15 protein-coding genes are annotated in these 14,548 nt (G+C 71.1%); 5 read left to right on the top strand and 10 right to left on the bottom strand.

The annotated features are described in order from the left end of the window. Nucleotides 1-16: 16 nt before the first annotated feature. Nucleotides 17-1,174: a methyltransferase gene (locus OG257_RS35650; protein ID WP_329214350.1), complete on the bottom strand. Its 1,158-nt coding sequence runs from the start codon at nucleotides 1,172-1,174 to the stop codon at nucleotides 17-19. Nucleotides 1,175-1,233: 59 nt separating this feature from the next. Continuing rightward, on the bottom strand, nucleotides 1,234-1,446 hold the full coding sequence (locus tag OG257_RS35645) for a hypothetical protein (protein WP_329214348.1): 213 nt from the start codon (nucleotides 1,444-1,446) through the stop codon (nucleotides 1,234-1,236). Nucleotides 1,447-1,694: 248 nt separating this feature from the next. Between OG257_RS35645 and OG257_RS35640 the strand changes: the two genes are divergently transcribed. Further along, a complete protein-coding gene (locus tag OG257_RS35640) occupies nucleotides 1,695-2,519 on the top strand; it encodes an endonuclease I family protein (protein ID WP_329214347.1) in 825 nt (274 codons plus the stop codon). Nucleotides 2,520-2,522: 3 nt separating this feature from the next. Here the strand turns inward: OG257_RS35640 and glsA are convergent, their stop codons facing one another. Next, on the bottom strand, nucleotides 2,523-3,875 hold the full coding sequence (glsA, locus tag OG257_RS35635) for a glutaminase A (RefSeq protein ID WP_329214345.1): 1,353 nt from the start codon (nucleotides 3,873-3,875) through the stop codon (nucleotides 2,523-2,525). A gap of 312 nt (nucleotides 3,876-4,187) precedes the next feature. Between glsA and OG257_RS35630 the strand changes: the two genes are divergently transcribed. Next, entirely contained in the window at nucleotides 4,188-5,303 is a 1,116-nt protein-coding gene (locus tag OG257_RS35630; protein WP_329214343.1) for a baeRF3 domain-containing protein, read from the top strand. Between the two features lie 94 nt (nucleotides 5,304-5,397). Continuing rightward, nucleotides 5,398-5,805 carry a hypothetical protein gene (locus OG257_RS35625; RefSeq protein WP_329214341.1) on the top strand — a complete coding sequence of 136 codons (408 nt, stop codon included), beginning with the start codon at nucleotides 5,398-5,400 and terminating at the stop codon, nucleotides 5,803-5,805. An 84-nt stretch (nucleotides 5,806-5,889) separates the two neighbouring features. Here the strand turns inward: OG257_RS35625 and OG257_RS35620 are convergent, their stop codons facing one another. The 6 genes from OG257_RS35620 to OG257_RS35595 all read right to left on the bottom strand — a co-directional run bounded on the left by OG257_RS35620 (nucleotide 5,890) and on the right by OG257_RS35595 (nucleotide 12,210). After that, on the bottom strand, nucleotides 5,890-7,308 hold the full coding sequence (locus OG257_RS35620) for an NADP-dependent succinic semialdehyde dehydrogenase (RefSeq protein ID WP_329214340.1): 1,419 nt from the start codon (nucleotides 7,306-7,308) through the stop codon (nucleotides 5,890-5,892). A gap of 151 nt (nucleotides 7,309-7,459) precedes the next feature. Continuing rightward, entirely contained in the window at nucleotides 7,460-7,927 is a 468-nt protein-coding gene (locus OG257_RS35615) for an ATP-binding protein (RefSeq protein WP_329214338.1), read from the bottom strand. Between the two features lie 153 nt (nucleotides 7,928-8,080). Beyond that, nucleotides 8,081-10,174 (bottom strand): xanthine dehydrogenase family protein molybdopterin-binding subunit, encoded by a 2,094-nt coding sequence (locus tag OG257_RS35610; protein WP_329214336.1) that lies wholly within the window; start codon nucleotides 10,172-10,174, stop codon nucleotides 8,081-8,083. 40 nt (nucleotides 10,175-10,214) lie between these two features. Further along, nucleotides 10,215-11,210: an FAD binding domain-containing protein gene (locus OG257_RS35605; RefSeq protein WP_329214334.1), complete on the bottom strand. Its 996-nt coding sequence runs from the start codon at nucleotides 11,208-11,210 to the stop codon at nucleotides 10,215-10,217. After that, entirely contained in the window at nucleotides 11,207-11,779 is a 573-nt protein-coding gene (locus OG257_RS35600) for a 2Fe-2S iron-sulfur cluster-binding protein (protein ID WP_329214332.1), read from the bottom strand. Before OG257_RS35600 ends, OG257_RS35605 begins: the two co-directional genes overlap by 4 nt. A gap of 35 nt (nucleotides 11,780-11,814) precedes the next feature. After that, nucleotides 11,815-12,210: a hypothetical protein gene (locus OG257_RS35595; RefSeq protein ID WP_329214331.1), complete on the bottom strand. Its 396-nt coding sequence runs from the start codon at nucleotides 12,208-12,210 to the stop codon at nucleotides 11,815-11,817. 364 nt (nucleotides 12,211-12,574) lie between these two features. Here OG257_RS35595 and OG257_RS35590 point away from each other — a divergent pair, with 364 nt between their 5' ends. Together OG257_RS35590 and OG257_RS35585 are read left to right on the top strand one after the other, a co-directional pair. Further along, nucleotides 12,575-12,904 (top strand): DUF6479 family protein, encoded by a 330-nt coding sequence (locus tag OG257_RS35590; RefSeq protein WP_329214329.1) that lies wholly within the window; start codon nucleotides 12,575-12,577, stop codon nucleotides 12,902-12,904. A gap of 155 nt (nucleotides 12,905-13,059) precedes the next feature. After that, a complete protein-coding gene (locus OG257_RS35585; protein WP_329214327.1) occupies nucleotides 13,060-13,869 on the top strand; it encodes a VOC family protein in 810 nt (269 codons plus the stop codon). 4 nt (nucleotides 13,870-13,873) lie between these two features. Here OG257_RS35585 and OG257_RS35580 read toward each other — a convergent pair whose 3' ends face one another. Next, nucleotides 13,874-14,437 carry a DUF6328 family protein gene (locus tag OG257_RS35580; protein ID WP_329214325.1) on the bottom strand — a complete coding sequence of 188 codons (564 nt, stop codon included), beginning with the start codon at nucleotides 14,435-14,437 and terminating at the stop codon, nucleotides 13,874-13,876. Nucleotides 14,438-14,548: the final 111 nt, after the last annotated feature.

Raw genomic sequence — 14,548 nt, 5'->3', positions numbered from 1 at the left:
CCAGGACACCCGCGGGTCAGCGCTTGACGGCCCGCAGGACGACGAACTTCGGGTCGCCCGAGACGGTGGTGCAGTTGCCGAACGTCCGGCGCAGCTGCGTGTGGTACCCGAGGTGCCGGTTGCCGACGACCCACAGTTCACCGCCCGGGCGCAGTGCGGCCCGCGCTCCCTGGAACATGGTGCGGGCGGTCGCGTCCGTGATCGCCTGGTGGGAGTGGAACGGCGGGTTGGTGAGGACGAGGTCCACACTTCCCGGGGGCACGTCAGCGAGCCCGTCACCAACCAGGAAGTCGGCCTTGGCGTCCGCCCCCGTGTTGGCCCGGAAGGTGGCCTCGGCGGAGGCGACCGCCTGGTACGACTCGTCGATGAAGGTGACCGACGCCTCGGGGTTGGCGAGCGCGGCGGAGGTGCCCACGACGCCGTTCCCGCAGCCGAGGTCGACGACATGGTCCGGGCCGGTACGTCCGGGCAGGTGCTTCAGGAAGAAGCGAGTGCCGATGTCCAGGCGCTCGGCGCAGAAGATCCCTGCGTGATTGGTGACGGTCCGGCCGGAGACGGCACCGACGTCCTCGGGCAGGTCGTAGCGGTACGGCCAGGGGCTGGGGGTCCGGGGCAGCGCCGGATCCGGGGTGCAGTAGATGAGCCGGGCCTTCTTCACCGCGAGCGACGTGCGGGTCGGTCCGATGATCCGCTCGAAGAGCTTCAGGGTGGAGGTGTGGATCTCCTTGACCATGCCGGTGCCGATGACGACGGTGCCGGCGTGGACGGCGGGGGCCAGTCTGTGCAGCTGGTCCTCGAGCAGCGCGAGGCTCTTCGGTACCCGTACGAGCAGGACGTCGATGCGCTCCGGCGGGGTGTCGCGCGCCGACAGGAGCCGCACGGAGTCGGGTGCCGCACCGTTGCGTGCCAGGTTGGCCACGGTCGCCCGCTGCGCGAGGTAGGAGTCGGTGATCTGCACGGGGCGGTATCCGGCGAGCGCGGTCGCGAGAGCGCCCCAGCGGTCGCCGACCACGGCGACCTCGCCGGTCAGGTCGACCGGTTCGTCTCCCTCCGGATCCTCCAGCCGGCGCAGCAGATACTCGTCGGCGGCGTCCCAGGCACGGAACGGGTCGCGCGGGTCCTCGGGGAATCGGGCGAGATCGAGTCCACCCTGTGACGTAGTCAAACGATTCATATTGCGTTCAGGCTAACCGAGTGGCGGGAAGCACCCCGCACGCTCCCCGCCCAGGGCCCTTACGGAAGCTGCTTGTCAATGGCCGACCGACCCTCCTCGGCCAGCCTGCGCTGCGCCCACTCCAGGGTCGCGGGGGTCAGATCCCGCCCGGAGGCGAGCACCAGATCCTCCGCGGCGGGCCGGTCGCTCCCACCGGTGTGCAGCAGACGGTCGGGGGTCACCCCCCTGATCTCCGGCACGGGTACGGATACGGATTCGGACTCTTCGCTCATACCGCCTCCTCGTCCTTGCGGTAATTCTCGCGCCGGGGCGGCGTCGCCGCATCCGATGCCCGACCTGCCGCGACGACACGGCGTCACTTGACCTGCACATGATGAATACGCAACGTTCACACGACTGGCACGGTGCGTGTGGAAGGCTCCCGGCTGACCAGACATCACATGGCCGTCGTGGCACCGCTTCCCCGCCTGTCTTCCCCGCCGGCGGCGCGGTTCCCGCAGCTTCGGAGAGGACACCCCACATGTCCAGTCGTCGCCATTTCTACGCGCGTCCACTGTTGGCAACAGCTGCCGCGATCGCCGTCATCACCGGCGTCGCGGCCACCGCACCCGCCGCAACCCCCAAGGACGCGACTGCCGCCCCGGCGTCGCTCACCGCCCTCGACGACACGTACTACCAGGACGCTCTCGGCAAGACCGGCACCGCGCTCAAGAGCTCCCTGCACACGATCATCAGCGCGCAGACCAAGCTCTCCTACAGCCAGGTCTGGGACGCGCTCAAGGCCACAGACCAGGACCCGTCCAACTCCGCCAACGTCATCCTCCTCTACACCGGCCGCTCCCAGGCCAAGAGCGACAACGGGGGCGACACCGGCGACTGGAACCGCGAGCACGTCTGGGCCAAGTCGCACGGCGACTTCGGTACGGCGACGGGTCCCGGCACCGACATCCACCACCTGCGTCCCGAGGACGTCCAGGTCAACTCCATCCGCGGCAACAAGGACTTCGACAACGGGGGCAGCAGCGTGTCGGGGGCGCCCGGCAACTACACCGACAGCGACTCCTTCGAGCCGCGCGACGCGGTCAAGGGCGATGTCGCCCGGATGATCCTCTACATGGCCGTGCGGTACGAGGGCGACGACGCCTTCGCCGACCTCGAACCGAACGACAGCGTGAGCAACGGCTCGGCCCCGAACATCGGGCGGCTCTCCGTGCTCAAGCAGTGGAGTCAGGAGGACCCGCCGGACAGCTTCGAGCAGCACCGCAACGACGTCATATTCGACACGTACCAGCACAACCGGAACCCGTTCATCGACCACCCCGAATGGGTCGAGGCCATCTGGTAGGGCTCAGCCGGGGTCGGCCAGGGCCTGTGCGCAGCGCTCCACGGCCTCCTCGCGGGTGCTGTAGCGCGGCAGGTCCTGGCCGGTCCGCTCCCGGACGAGGTCGGGCGGGCCCAGCCGGTTGCCCGGGTCGACGACGGCAGCGCGCCGCCCGTCTTCGGCCAGACGGGCCAGCCCGGCGTGCAGCAGGGTGAGGGCCACGGAGTCGGCGCCGGTGACTTCGCGCAGATCGAGCACGACGGAACCGGTCTGTTCGGGGCCCGACTCGTCCATGGCGTAGAGCACACGCTCCGCTGCGGTGAAGTCGAGGGCGCCCTGCGCCGCGACGATGCCGACCCGTTCGTGCAGGGCACGCTCCTGTCGGCTCGCGGGGGCCGAGGGCAGCACATCGGCGGTGGTGGCCAGCGTGACGGTCGAGCCGGGGAGCGCCGGGTTCCTCATGAGGTGGAGCCCGAGCCGCTCGGACAGGGCGCCGAGCGCCGCGTGTCCGCGTACCGAGGTACCCGCCGGGTCCAGCAGCGGGCTGTAGGTGGCGAGGCCGAAGCGTGCCGGGCCTGCGGCGATCAGCCCGCCCGACACACCGCTCTTGGCCGGCAGCCCGACCCGCAGCAGCCAGTCGCCGGAGGCGTTGTACATCCCGCAGGTGGCCATGACCGCGAGGACCTGGGCGGCGACGGCCGGGGAGACGACGCTCTCGCTGGTGATCGGGTTGACGCCGCCGTGCGCGAGCGTGGCGGCCATCACAGCGAGGTCGACGGCGGTGACCCGCACCGAGCACTGCCGGAAGTAGGTGTCCACCGCGGCGACGGGGTCGACGTCCAGGGTGCCCGTGCTGCGGATCAGGTAGGCGAGTGCCCGGTTGCGGTCCCCGGTCGCCGCCTCGGAGACGTACACCTCCTCGTCGACGTCCAGCCGGCGTCCGGCGAACCTGCTGAGACAGATCAGGATGCGGTCGAAGGCGGGGAGGTCCGGGGTGCCGGGCACCAGCGCGGTGGTGACGATGGCTCCGGCGTTGACCATGGCGTTGGCCGGCCGGCCGGTGCGCGGTTCCAGGCTGATGGCGTTGAAGGCCTCGCCGCTGGGTTCGGCGCCCACCCACCGGCCCACCTCGTCGAGGCCGAGCGAGGACAGGGCGAGCGCGTAGACGAAGGGTTTGGAGACCGACTGCATGGTGAAGGGGACGTCCGCCTCCCCTGCGCTGTAGCAGTGGCCGTCCATGCTGACGAGCGCCAGCCCGAAGTCGTCCGGGTCGGCTCTGGTCAGCTCGGGGATGTAGTCGGCACGTTCTCCGCCACGCATGCCGGCGAATCGGGCGTGCAGTTCGCGCAGCGCGTCCGTGACGGCGTCGGACGCGGTCATCCCGGATCCGTTCCGGGATCCGTCCGGGCGGAGAGGAACGGCCTTTCTCCGCTCATTCCGTGTCGTCGCCGAAGATGTCGCGGAGCTTCAGGGCCGTCTCCACGCCCTCGGCGCCCTCGGCCGACTGGAACTTCCACACGGTGAGCGTGGACATCGCATACCTCCGAAGAGAAACATAACAATTCGCTCATATTAGGATCAAAAGGTATGAATTGACTCGCCGAGCGACCCGCACCGGTCGAACGGCCCGCACCTCACCGTGGGGGCGGGCACGCCCAGCACCGCGAACCCCGAACCCTCCGGGAGGGAACGATGGATACGGACGCCCTGACCGCCGGTCTGCTGCAGGAACTGAGAGCGACCAGGCCCTATCCGGCCCTGTCCCTGACGATGCCGACCCACCGCCGGGCGCCCGACAACGCCCAGGACTCCGTACGGCTGCGCAATCTGGTGGCCGAGGCAGGCAACCGGCTGGAGGCTGACCCCCGGGTCACCCGCGAGGCCGGATCCGCGGTCAAGGCCCAGCTCCAGCGGGCGGCCGAGGAGGTGGACCAGCGCCGCGCCCTGGAGGCTCTGGTCATCCTCGCGGACGCCGACGGCTACCAGATCTGGCAACTGCCCCGCACCGCACCCGAACGGGTGGTCCTGAGCGACACCTACCTCACCCGCAACCTGGTCGCGGCGAAGGCCGGGGCCCAGTTCTTCTGGGTACTCGCCGTCTCCGCCGAGCACGCCACCCTGTGGTCCGGCACGAACGACGACCTGCGCGGCGAGCAGACCGGCGGATTCCCTCTCACCGCTCCGCACGAGGCACCCAACCCCCAGCGCGAGGAACGGATCGGCGACACCCCGAGCACCTACAGCAGCGAGGACGCCCGCAACTTCCTGCGCTCCGTCGACGAGAAGCTGCGCGCGGTGCTCGCGGCGGACCCGAGGCCGCTGTTCCTGGTCGGCCTCGCCCCCGCACTCGCACTCCTCGACGAGGTCGGCGAGAGCTCCAAATCGGCGATCGGCAGGGTCGCGAAGGGAACGACCGCGGAGACGACCGCGGCCGAGCTGCTCAAGGACCTGCGCCCCGCACTCGAGGACCGTCGGAAGCAGGCCGCCTCCGAGATCCAGGGCAGGCTCGACAACGCCCGCGGCAGCCGCTCCTTCGCCGGCGGACTCGACGAGGTGTGGGCCGCGGTACGGGAGGGCCGCGCCGGACTCGTCGCGGTGGAGGAACACTTCCAGCAGACGGTCAGGGTCGCCGACGAGCACCTGGAGCCGGTCGACCCGGCAGGAACCCGGGAGGTGGACGACCGGGTTCGCGAGGACATCGTCGACGAGCTCATCGAGGCGGCACTGGACAGCGGCTGCGAGGTGGCGTTCGTCGCGGACGACTCCCTCGCCGACCACGGCCGGATCTCGGCGGTCCTACGCTTCTGACGGCGTGTCCCTACATGGAGATTATGTGAATTATGTCTAGGTTTGGCGCTCCGGGATCTCACTGATCACGCTTGTGCACGAAGGAGAGCCATTCATGGACCGATTCAGGCGCGCATCGGCGGCAGCCCTGCTGACAGCGGCGGTGCTGGCCGGCGCGGTGGGCGGGGCAGCGGCGTCGTCCGGCGTCCCCGCACCGCCCTCCGGGGCGAGCGCGGAGGACGTGGCGACGCGGCCCGCACTCACCGCGCAGGTGACCGTGGACAGCGTCGGCGCCTGGCAGGAGTTCCGCATCCACGGCTCCGCGCAGAACATCCGCTCCGGCACGCCCGTCGCCCTCCAGCAGAAGCAGGGCAACCGCTGGGTCTCGCTCCCCGCCACCATGAGGACCACCGGCAGCAACAGCTACAGCCTGCGGGTGAAGCTCGGCATCAAGGGTGAGAACGCGCTCCGGATCGTCGGCGGCGGCGCGGTCTCGCCCGTCGTCCGCACGACGGTGCGCTGAGCACACGAAACTGCGGACACCCCCGCACGCCCCCGGCCGGCCCGCTTCTCAGCGGGCCGGCCGGGGTGCTGTTACCGGTCGTTGCTAGCGGACATCCGCTTCGGGGCCGTACCAGACGGTCGTGACGTTGCAGAACTCACGGATGCCGTGTCCGGCCAGCTCCCGCCCGTAGCCGGAACGCTTCACTCCGCCGAACGGCAGGGCGGGGTGCGAGGCGGTCATGCCGTTGAAGAAGACACCGCCCGCCTCCAGGTCGCGTACGCAGCGGTCCGTCTCCCCCGGGTCGCGCGTCCAGACGTTGGAACTGAGCCCGAAGGGCGTGTCGTTGGCGAGGTCCACCGCTTCGTCCAGGTCCGCGACCCGGTAGAGCGTCGCCACCGGGCCGAACGTCTCCTCCCGGTGGATCCGCATACCGGGGGTGATCCCGGCCAGAACGGTCGGGGAGTAGAACCAGCCCCGGTCGAGACCGGCGCCCAGCCCCTCGGGCCGGCCACCGCCGCACAGTACGGTGGCGCCCCCGCGTACGGCGTCGTCCACCAGCTCCTCCAGGTCCGTGCGGCCCTGTTCACTGGCGAGCGGTCCCACGTCGGTGGACTCCTCCATCGGGTCGCCCACGGTCAGGGCGCGCATCCCGGCGGTGAAACGCTCGGCGAACTCGTCGTAGACGTCGGTATGGACGATGAAGCGCTTCGCGGCGATGCAGGACTGCCCGTTGTTCTGTACGCGGGCGGTGACGGCCGTATCCGCCGCCCTGCGGACGTCCGCCGACGGCAGGACGATGAACGGGTCGCTGCCGCCGAGTTCCAGCACGGTCTTCTTCACCTCGTCACCGGCGACGGAGGCGACCGCCCGGCCGGCCGGTTCGCTGCCGGTGAGGGTCGCCGCCGCGACCCTGGGGTCGCGCAGGATCGCCTCGACGGCGCCCGACCCGACGAGCAGCGTCTGGAAGCAGCCGGCGGGGAAGCCGGCCCTGGTGAACAGGTCCTCGAGGTACAGGGCGGTCTGCGGCACGTTCGAGGCGTGCTTGAGCAGCCCGGTGTTGCCCGCCATGAGGGCGGGCGCGGCAAAGCGCATGACCTGCCAGAGCGGGAAGTTCCACGGCATCACCGCGAGGACGACACCCAGCGGGCGGTAGTGCACATGGGCACGGGACGCCCCGGAATCCTTGACGTCCGCTTCCTCCGGGTGTTCATCGGCGAGCAGACGCTCGGCGTTGGCCGCGTACCAGCGCATCGCCTTGGCGCATTTGGCGGCCTCCGCCCGGGCCGCCTTGACCGGCTTGCCCATTTCGGTGGTCATCGTGCGCGCGATGTCCTGCTGGTCCTCGTCGAGGAGATCGGCGGCCCGGTTCAGCAGGCGGGCCCGTTCGGCGAAGTCCGTGGTCCGGTAGCGGCGGAACGCACGGTCGGCGACAGCGAGCTTGCGCTCGGTCTCCTGCTCGTCCAGTGCGTCGAATGTCGCGAGCGTCTCGCCGTTCGCGGGATTGACCGTCGCGATGGGCATGGCAGTGGCCTCCTTGATGGGTTCTTCGACCGTGCCGCGCCACGCCCTGCCGCGCAACGCGGCCCCGTGGTGCACACGTACCCGGCCGGCGCGGATCATGCGTGCGCGAGGCACGCAGTCCACGCCGGCCGGGCGGGCAGCGGACCGCTCGTCACACGAGGACGGGCTCCGGGACGGGCCGGCTGCGGAACGTGCGGCCGTCGGGGAGCGGCGTACGCGGCAGCAGGCCGGTGGTCCGCGGCGCCTCGGCGTATCGCGTGAACCAGACGACCTTGCCGTCGGTGGTCCGGCAGGTGCCCCAGCTGTCGCTGAGAGCCATGACCCTGCTGAGGCCGCCGCCACCGCCGCTGAGCAGCCTGGGCATCCGGGAGTCGTTGTCGGCCACGGACACCGTCAGATGGCGGCCGGTCCAGCGGAGTTCGACGACGCACTTGTTGTCGTCGCCGACATGCCGCTGGACGTTGGTCAGGAGCTCGTCCGCGGCCCGGCACACCGGCCGGACGTGCAGATCGAGGCTCCAGTGACGAAGGTGTGCGGCGACTATGCGCCGCAGCTGGGAAATGCGCTCTGCCGACACCTGCAGTTCGACCAGATAGTGCCGGTCGAGTGGAACGGTCATCGTCGAGGCTCCTCACCGCGAGGCCCACGTACTTCACCCCGTCTGTACCAACGACCCCCGAACACGAAGCGTGAGCAGTATCCACTTCTGGGTCACTCATCAGGGTGACCCGAGGGGGCCGGTTGCGCAACCGAGGGGCAGGGCCACGCTGTGTCACAGGTAGGGCAGCAGTTTGTCCGGGGTGAGCGGGAGTGTGCGCAGCCGCGCCCCGGTGGCGTGCCGCACGGCGTTCCCGATGGCGGCCGCCGTGCCGACGATGCCGATCTCACCGATGCCCTTGCTGCCCATCGGGTTGAGGTGGGGGTCGTCCTCGTCGATCCAGTGCACCTGGATCTCGGGGACGTCGGCGCACGAGGGCACATGGTAGGAGGCCAGGTCGCTCTCGGTGAAGTCCCCGAAGACGGGGTCCATGGTGCTGCCCTCGGTGAGGGCCATGCCGAGGCCCATGACCATGCCGCCCATGAACTGGGAGCGCGCCGTAAGGGAGTTGAGGATGTGTCCGGCGGCGAAGACGCCCAGCATCCGCCGCACCCGGACCTCGCCGGTGAGGGAGTCGACCGCCACCTCGGCGAAGTGCGCGCCGAAGGCGTGCCGGGCGTACGGGGACTCCTCCGCGGTCTCCTGCTCCGTGTCCGCCGTGACCGTGATGCCCTCCGGCGGGACCGGCCCGCCGTGTCGCGCGAGCCGGTCCGCCAGGGCTCCGGCCGCCTTGTGCACCGCCGATCCCCAGGACGCCGTGCCCGAGGAGCCGCCGGCCACGGAAGCCTCGGGCAGGTCGCTGTTGCCGATGTCGATCCGGACGTTCTCGTACGGGGTGCCCAGGGACGAGGCGGCGATCTGCGCCAGGACGGTGCGGGCGCCCGTGCCGATGTCGGTGGCGTTCACCCCGATACGGAACGAGCCGTCCGGTGCGGCATGCGCGGAGGCGGCGGCCTTGGAGACGAGCACCGGGTACGTCGCCGAGGCGACCCCGGTGCCGAGCAGCCACGGCCCCTCCTCCCGCGCGGCGGGGCTCGGGTCCCGGTCGTACCAGCCGAACCGGCGGGCCCCTTCGTTCAGACAGGCTGCGAGGTTGCGGCTGCTGAACGGGCGTCCGCTGTCGGGTTCGGCCAACGGTTCGTTGCGCAGGCGCAGTTCGACCGGGTCGATCCCCAGGACGCAGGCCAGTTCGTCCATGGCGGATTCGAGAGCGTACATTCCCGGAGCCTCGCCCGGTGCGCGCATCCAGGAGGGGCTCGGCACATCGAGGGCGCTCACCCGGTGCACCGTGCGACTGTGGGGCGAGGCGTACATGACGCGGGCCGGTACGGCGGCCTGCTCGACGAACTCCTTGATCGTCGAGGTGTGCGTGACGATCTCGTGGGAGACGGAGACGAGCACGCCGTCGCGGTCGGCACCCAGCCGCACCCGCTGCACGGTGGGCGCACGGTGGCCGACGATCGCCGCCATGTACCTGCGGGGCAGCGCGAGTTGGACCGGGCGCCCGGTGTGCCCCGCGGCCATCGCGGCCATCACGGCCTGGGGGCGCGGGGTGCCCTTGGAACCGAAGCCGCCGCCGACGTGCTCGGAGATGACGGTGATGCGGTCCCGCTCGATCCCCAGCGCCCGGGCGAGGCTGTCGCGCACCGCGCCGGAGCCCTGGCTGGAGTCGTGGACGGTCAGATGTCCGTCGGCCCACCAGGCGGTGGAGGCGTGCGGTTCCATGGGGTGGTTGTGCAGACCTCCGAGCGTGTACGTGGCGTCGATGCGCACCGGGGCGCCGGCGAACGCGGCGTCGGCGTCGCCATGTTCGCGTACCGCAGGGTGGCCCCCGTTGGCCTGCTCGGGCGTGTAGAGGCCGGGGTGGTCCTCGGTGAGGATCACGTCGTGGCCGGTCGTCCTGTACTCCACGCGGACGGCTGCCGCGCCGGCCCGGGCGGCTTCGGAACTCTCTGCCAGGACGAGGGCGACGGGCCAGCCCCGGTGCGGAACCCGGTCGTCCTGGAGGACCGACAGGATCGGGTCGTCGGGCTCCTTCAACCGCGGCGCGTTGTCCAGGGTGAGGACGGTGTGCACTCCCGGAACGGCGAGAGCGTCGGCGGTGCGGGTCGCGGTGACGTGCCCGCTCGGGACCGTGGCGGGGACGACCCACCCGTACAGGCAGCCGGGCGGGGTGTGCTCCGCGGCGTACCGGGCAGTGCCGGTGACCTTGTCCCGGCCCTCACGTCGGACGACGGGGGCGCCGGGCTGCTGGGGTGCGTGGCTCATGGCGGAAGTCCTCGGTTCGTCGGGGTGCGGGCCGGGCGGCTCAGCGTGGCGGCGCCGGCGGGGCGGCGAGTTCCGTCAGGGCCCCGATCGCCAGATTGCGTGCCAGGGACACCTTGAACCCGTTGTCCCGCAAGGGCCTGGCGGCTTCGAGTTCGGTGTCCACCGCCTGGGCGAAGGTCTCGTCGGTGGCGGGTGCGCCCCGCAGCACCTCCTCCGCGGCCAGGGCGCGCCACGGCCGGTGGGCGAGCCCGCCGAAGGCGAGCGAAGCCTGCTCGACACGGCCGTCGCGGACGGTCAGCACGGCGGCGACGGAGGCGAGCGCGAAGGCGTACGAGGCGCGGTCGCGCGCCTTGCGGTACAGCGAGGCGGCGCCGTCCGGACGCGGTGGCAGCACCACTTCGGTGATCAGTTCGCCGGGCCTGATCACGGTGTCCTGGTCGGGGTTGTCGCCAGGCAGCCGGTGGAAGCCGGTGACGGGCACGGTCCGTTCGCCCTCGGGTCCGTGCAGCCGGACGGTGGCGTCGAGGGCCGCGAGGGCGACCGCCATGTCCGAGGGGTTGGTGGCAACGCAGTCCCGCGAGTGGCCGAGCACCGCGAGATCGCGGTGGGCGCCCTCGAGGGCCGGGCAGCCGGAGCCCGGTGTTCTCTTGTTGCAGGGCTTGGAGACATCCTGGAAGTACGGGCACCGGGTGCGCTGGAGCAGGTTCCCGCCGGTCGTGGCGGTGTTACGGAGCTGCCCGGAGGCACCGGCGAGGAGGGCCTGCGACAGGGCGGGGTAGTCGGTCCGTACATCGGGGTGGGCCGCGAGGTCGCTGTTGCGTACGGTCGCACCGATCCGGAGGCCGTCGTCCGTCCGCGTCACCCGGTCCAGCGGGAGCCGGGTGACGTCGATGAGCAGGCCGGGCGACTCCACGCCGAGCTTCATCAGGTCGACGAGGTTGGTGCCGCCGCCGAGGAACCGGGCTCCGGGGCGTTCGGCACAGGCGCGGACGGCCTCGGCCACGGAGCCGGGGCGCAGATAGGCGAAGGGTTTCACGGTGCCACGTCCTCGATCGCTCGGACGATGTGGGGGTACGCGCCGCACCGGCAGAGATTTCCGCTCATCCGTTCGCGGATCTCCTCCGGCCCGAGGGCGGCCGGGCCGTCGGTGGCGATTGCCGTGCGGGGGGTGGCGTGGGAGGGAAATCCGTCCGCCGCCTCGCCGAGCATGCCGACCGCCGAACAGATCTGTCCGGGGGTGCAGTAGCCGCACTGCAGGGCGTCCCTCTCCAGGAAGGCCGCCTGCAGGGGGTGCAGCCGGTCGCCGTCGGCCAGCCCTTCGACGGTGGTGATGCGGGCACCCTCCTGAGCGACCGCGAACAGCAGGCAGCTGTTGGCGCGGCGGCCGTCGACGAGCACGGTGCAGGCACCGCACTGACCGTGGTCGCAGCCCTTCTTCGCACCTGTGAGGCCGAGGTGTTCGCGCAGCGCGTCCAGCACGGTGGTGCGGTGATCGAGCGTCACCGTCCGTGCGGTGCCGTTGATGTGCAGGGTGAAGGTCGAGCGGGTGCCCGGAAGCGGACCCTGTCCGGAGTCCGAATCGCCCTTCCCGGGGGTGAGGTCCATGGACTGGCGCCTTCCGGTTTCGTGCGGTGCGGGCATCACGCGGGACCGCGGCTCTCCAGTCGCAGCCGGATCTCCTGTTCCTGGTCACCTGCGGCCGTCCCCACGACCCGTACGGCGAAGGTGTCCGCCAGGTGCTGACGTAGGCGGTCGACCGCCCAGTAGCCGCCCTGCGCCTCGACGGTCACGGGTGCGGACAGCTGCGTGGGCCTGGCACCGGCGAGTTCCTCGGACACATCGACGGTCGCTGTCCAGACGGTCGGGCGTGTCGTCGACACCTCCTCGGGGGTGTCGCTCGCCGGGCGGTCGGAGACGAAGGCACGGCGCAGCACGTCGAACACGGTGCGCGCGTCCTCCTTCGGGCAGCCGGTCACCGCCACCACGACGTCGCCGCTCTCCCGGTGCTCCTGTGCCTGTGCGTCCGTGCTGTTCACAGTGGTTCCTTTCGGCTTCGAGGAAGGCGATACCGCTGTTGGCGCGGATCGTCACGAACCGGCCGCCCAGTTCACTCGTGCGGGTGTAGCGGGTGCCCCCGTGGAGGGCCCGACGTCCGCCGGGTCCGGACGACGACGGGGTACGCGTGGCTCCGGATCCCACGCGAGCGGGCACTCCGCCCCGGTCGGACGAGCAGCCGCGGCCTGCCACGGAGCGCACCCACTCCAGGCTCACCCAGTGGCTGCGTGTCGGCGACACGAGCAGGTTCGAACCGCGTGAAACACTTTCACCAGGACACCGTCACAAAATATGAATTACATTCACCAACTGTCTGTTATCGATCCTCCCGGGTATGCGCCATGCATGGACGTAACAAACGGAGTCAGGGATTCTCTCGCCGTCACCCTTGCCGGGCCCGGCACGATCGGGGTTGTCGTCGGCATCGCAGGACTTGCCGTAGCGGTCGTGCTGGTCGGCGCCTTCTGGTGGGGCATGCGGCGCCGGGACCAGGAGCTTCCGCCGCCGCGCCCCGAGGAGCAGCCGCACCGCCCGGATCACCGGACGGAGATCCGGGAGAGCGACAAGCACGGCTCGGACAGCTTTCCCGACAACGGCCGGGGACTCTCGCCCTACGAGCTCGGCGACCACGGCAACGAGGTGATCCCGCCCGACACCGACCGCCCGCGTGACTGAGACGCGGACACCCGGGCGCGCACCCGGCCGCCCCTCCTCCCCGCCACGGCAGGGAGGAGGCCGTGTGTTGCGGGAGCGGTCGGCACACATGAGGCTGGGGCTGGCCCCCGCGGCACCGAAGAAGTCATGCCGCAGAACCGATAAGGCAGAGCGACATGACCGCAAGCGAACCGGCACCGCTGACCGGCGCCACCGCGCCGTGCTGGGTCCATCTCGTGACCCGGGAGCTGGGGGCCGCCCAGCGCTTCTACGGTGCCGTCCTCGGCTGGACGTTCCGCACCGGCCCCTTGGGCAAGGACTACGCCATGGCCCGTTCGGACGGAGTGCCCGTGGCAGGGATCGGCGCGGTCGCCTCCGCCTACCAGGTGGGCGTGGCCTGGACCCCGTACTTCTCGGTGCGGGACGCCGACGTGGCCTCGGCCCGCATCCGCGAACGCAGTGGCACGGTGGCGGTGGGCCCGCTGACCATCGGCAAGGGACGCGCGGTCCTGGCCGCCGACCGGGACGGCGCGTCGTTCGGCGTCTGGGAGTGGACGGGGCGCGCGGCCTCCCTCGCACCGTCCGGGCACCGGGCGCACGCCTGGCTCAGACTGCGCACCAGGAACGCCTTCGACGCGGCGATCTTCTACGGCGAGGTACTGGACTGGGAGAGCGGGGCGCCCGGCTGCTGCGAGGTCTCGTACGTCAAGGAGGAGGTACTCGTGCGCTGCGACGGCCGTCCCCTGGCCCGGATCAGCTCCGGGGCCGTCGAGGCCGCACCCGACCCGATGGTGCGCCCGCACTGGCAGGTCCAGTTCCCGACCACCGATGTGGCGGCAACGGTCCGCGTCGCGGAGGAGCACGGAGGCACGCTCCTGGAGCGGCGCAGTGTGCCCCACGGCACCGAGGCGACGCTGCGCGACCCGGACGGCGGGCTGTTCACCGTGACGGACGTACGCAGCCCCGCCGAGACGGACGACGACTGACGGTTCACCCGGCGGAACCGGAATCCCCGTCGCCCGGCCGGCCGCCGTCGCCGGACTTCGGATTCCCCCGGGCGATGGCCCACAGCGGGAAGACGAACCAGCAGGCCAGGAACCACAGCGCCATCGCGCCCACCAGCCACAGGGCCAGGGCGTTGTGGAGCGCCACCCGCAGGATCAGCAGCAGGGTCGAGCACATCGTGCAGAAGAGCAGTCCGAGCCCGAGCTTCGTCAGGCGCGAGGCCCAGGTCACGGTCTGCGGCTTCATCCGTCTGCCGGTGAGCAGCCGGTGGTAGGACACCGGCCCTATCAGTGCGGCGGCCGTGGCCGATCCCAGCATGACGGTGACGACGTAGATGTTCCGGTCGGTGGTGGAGAGGTCGGCGAACCGGGGCTGGAAGACCACCGCGAGCAGAAAACCGAAGAGGATCTGCACGCCGGTCTGGGCAACCCGCAGTTCCTGCAGCAGATCCGTCCACTGCCGGTCCGCCCGTTCCTCCTCCGTCTCCTCACGGCCGGTCCTGGCCGCCACATCCCTCTCCCCACCCTTGCCCGCCGGTATCCGTCCCATCGGTGCCTCCACCACGTCGAGTGGGTGGTACAGGTGCCCCGGGGTCGCTCCGTGAATCCTTTCGGCGGGAGAACACGTGGTAACCCGCCAAGGACATCGCGGGCCTGGCCC

The organism is Streptomyces sp. NBC_00683 (genome assembly GCF_036226745.1).
GTDB lineage: Bacteria > Actinomycetota > Actinomycetes > Streptomycetales > Streptomycetaceae > Streptomyces.
The sequence above is the reverse complement of the archived record's forward strand: the minus strand, read 5'-3'. Positions and strand labels throughout refer to the sequence as shown.

What these genes read in the sequence shown, in the direction of transcription:
- OG257_RS35585 (WP_329214327.1), top strand. Translation starts at nt 13,060, where the DNA reads ATGACCGCAAGCGAACCGGCACCGCTGACCGGCGCCACCGCGCCGTGC.
- OG257_RS35615 (WP_329214338.1), bottom strand. Translation starts at nt 7,927, where the DNA reads ATGACCGTTCCACTCGACCGGCACTATCTGGTCGAACTGCAGGTGTCG.
- OG257_RS35650 (WP_329214350.1), bottom strand. Translation starts at nt 1,174, where the DNA reads ATGAATCGTTTGACTACGTCACAGGGTGGACTCGATCTCGCCCGATTC.
- glsA (WP_329214345.1), bottom strand. Translation starts at nt 3,875, where the DNA reads ATGACCGCGTCCGACGCCGTCACGGACGCGCTGCGCGAACTGCACGCC.
- OG257_RS35590 (WP_329214329.1), top strand. Translation starts at nt 12,575, where the DNA reads ATGGACGTAACAAACGGAGTCAGGGATTCTCTCGCCGTCACCCTTGCC.
- OG257_RS35580 (WP_329214325.1), bottom strand. Translation starts at nt 14,437, where the DNA reads ATGGGACGGATACCGGCGGGCAAGGGTGGGGAGAGGGATGTGGCGGCC.
- OG257_RS35625 (WP_329214341.1), top strand. Translation starts at nt 5,398, where the DNA reads ATGGACCGATTCAGGCGCGCATCGGCGGCAGCCCTGCTGACAGCGGCG.
- OG257_RS35620 (WP_329214340.1), bottom strand. Translation starts at nt 7,308, where the DNA reads ATGCCCATCGCGACGGTCAATCCCGCGAACGGCGAGACGCTCGCGACA.
- OG257_RS35610 (WP_329214336.1), bottom strand. Translation starts at nt 10,174, where the DNA reads ATGAGCCACGCACCCCAGCAGCCCGGCGCCCCCGTCGTCCGACGTGAG.
- OG257_RS35645 (WP_329214348.1), bottom strand. Translation starts at nt 1,446, where the DNA reads ATGAGCGAAGAGTCCGAATCCGTATCCGTACCCGTGCCGGAGATCAGG.
- OG257_RS35630 (WP_329214343.1), top strand. Translation starts at nt 4,188, where the DNA reads ATGGATACGGACGCCCTGACCGCCGGTCTGCTGCAGGAACTGAGAGCG.
- OG257_RS35600 (WP_329214332.1), bottom strand. Translation starts at nt 11,779, where the DNA reads ATGGACCTCACCCCCGGGAAGGGCGATTCGGACTCCGGACAGGGTCCG.
- OG257_RS35640 (WP_329214347.1), top strand. Translation starts at nt 1,695, where the DNA reads ATGTCCAGTCGTCGCCATTTCTACGCGCGTCCACTGTTGGCAACAGCT.